Consider the following 2,287-nt stretch of genomic DNA (forward strand, 5'->3'; position numbering starts at 1 on the left):
GCAAATAGTGGTTGCGGACGCAAGCCTGCCCACTCTCAGCAGCAAAAGCTAGGTGTGCTTATTTTCGCGCTTACGATTGACGAAGGCGTACTGGGCACGGCGCCCGAGGACACATCGCCCAGGCGGGGGCGGCCGCACGTATACTCGGACGCAGCGATTCAGATGCTGAGCACCTAGACGGGCGTATTCGCCAGCGTCATTCCCCTCCGGCGCCCAGCGCATCTCGACTCTGTAGCTGCGCCGGCACAGCCGTTACCACAAGTTTGGTCGCTCAACAGCAATCCCTTTCAAAACATATGGAATGAGAATCAATCGTATTTAATTGGGTACATTAGACGGTTGATGTTTTCTTGATTGCCGTCATGGTTGTTTTCCCATTTTCCGTTCGCCGCTTCGCCTGGCATGCCGGCCTCGCGCTGCTCCCCGTTGCCCAGGCCGTCCACGCCGCATCGCAGGACGCGGCCGCACCGACGGAACTGCCTGAAGTGCGCGTCAGTGCCAGCACTGGCGGGTACATGCCATCCGTCGCGAGCGGCGCCACCCGAACAGAAACGCCGCTACACGAGGTACCGCAGTCGGTTCGCGTCGTGACTTCGCAACTGATCGACGACCTGGGTGCAACGCGCTTGTCCGAAACCGTGGACTATGTCAGCGGTATTGCCCGCCTGAACGATTTTGGTGGTACCTGGGACAATTACGCGATCCGCGGCTTCAGCAGCACCGATATGGGTTTCCTGGTCAATGGCTTCCCCGGTGCCCGCGGCTATAACCCAATGCGAGACACTGCCACTGTGGATCGGTTCGAGTTCCTGAAAGGCCCAGCTGCAGCGCTCTATGGCAGCAGCGAACCCGGCGGCACCATCAACATCGTTACCAAGAAGCCGCAGTTCACCCGGGCCAATACCGCAGACCTGAGTATCGGCACGCTCGGTTTCCGGCGCGCGGCGCTGGACAGCACCGGCCCAATCACGGAGAACGTGGCCTATCGGCTCAATGTAATGGCCGAAGACGGGGCCAGCCGCAGCTCGCTGCTCGACAACAGCAAGTACCTCGTAGCCCCTGCCTTTGCGTGGGTAATCGACAACAAGACGCTGCTGCAGTACGAGGGCGAGTTCATGCGCGCGCGCACGCCGCTGGACCGGGGCCTGATCAACGTCAACGGCCGCATCGACCTGCCTCGCGACCGCGTCTTGGGCGAACCAGGGGACCCCAATCTGCATCTGTCCAGCGACACCCATCAGCTCACACTGGACCGTGAACTGGCTCCTGGCTGGCGCACACGCATCGGCATGAGCTACAAGGAATCGGGCTTCTACGGCGAAGCCGCAGAGTTTGGCAGCCTGCTAGCCGATGGTCGCACCCTGACCCGCCGCAACAGCTGGCGCAGCCTGCCATCGCGGGACACCTCGGCACAGGCCGAAGTGGAAGGCAGGTTCCAGACCGGTGGTCTGGGGCACACTGTGCTGGCGGGAGTGGAAGCCTCGCGCCTCTATATGGGCATGGATATCGCCTACTCCAGTGTTGCATCCAACCCGTATGCTATCGACATCTACCAGCCGGTGTACGGCCAGGCGCAGCCGCCGGTGGCGCTGAGCATCAGCACCCGGGAGAATCAGCGCAACCTCGGTGTGTACCTGCAGGACCAGATCGACCTCTCCGAACAATGGAAGCTACTTGCCGGCGTGCGGCTGGACAACTATCACCAGACGGTGGACAACCTGATCACGGCGAAATCCACCAGCCAAAGTCAGAGCGCGGTGTCGCCACGCGTGGGCCTGACTTGGCTGCCGGGCGCGCAGACCTCGCTCTACCTGTCGCTGGGGAAGTCCTTCCGTCCCAACAGCGGCGTGGCCGAGGCGGGGAATGCCTTCGACCCGCAGCACGGCCGGGCGCTGGAGGCCGGCGCAAAGTGGCAGTCTGCCGACCAGCGGCTGGGTGCGACGCTGGCTGTGTTCGATATCGTCAAGCAAAACGTGCTGACCCGCAGCCCCACCAATGCCAACTTCAGCGTGGCTGCAGGCGAGGTACAAAGCCGCGGACTGGAGCTCGATGCGTTCGGCCAACTCGACACGCACTGGCGCGTTAGTGGCAGTTTCGCCCTCATCAACGCCAAAGTGATGGAGGACAACGCAATTGCCGTGGGCACGCGCCTGACCAACATCCCCAAGGTAAGCGCGAGCCTCCTGGCGATCAGAGAGGACGCAATGCCGCTAGTACTACTGTGTTAACAACTACTCGGTTTTCCGACCGCAGCACGGGCACCGTTCAAGGCGGGCAAGCAGTGCGG

1 protein-coding gene is annotated in these 2,287 nt (G+C 62.2%); it reads left to right on the forward strand.

The annotated features are described in order from the left end of the window. Positions 1 to 362 precede the first annotated feature (362 nt). Positions 363 to 2,228 (forward strand): TonB-dependent siderophore receptor, encoded by a 1,866-nt coding sequence (locus ACGLHR_RS51445; RefSeq protein ID WP_400103795.1) that lies wholly within the window; start codon positions 363 to 365, stop codon positions 2,226 to 2,228. Positions 2,229 to 2,287 lie beyond the last annotated feature (59 nt).

Source organism: Cupriavidus sp. CuC1 (genome assembly GCF_044627735.1).
Taxonomy (GTDB): Bacteria; Pseudomonadota; Gammaproteobacteria; order Burkholderiales; family Burkholderiaceae; genus Cupriavidus; species Cupriavidus ulmosensis.

Coding starts and splice junctions, on each gene's coding strand:
- ACGLHR_RS51445 (WP_400103795.1), top strand. CDS start 363: ATGGTTGTTTTCCCATTTTCCGTTCGCCGCTTCGCCTGGCATGCCGGC.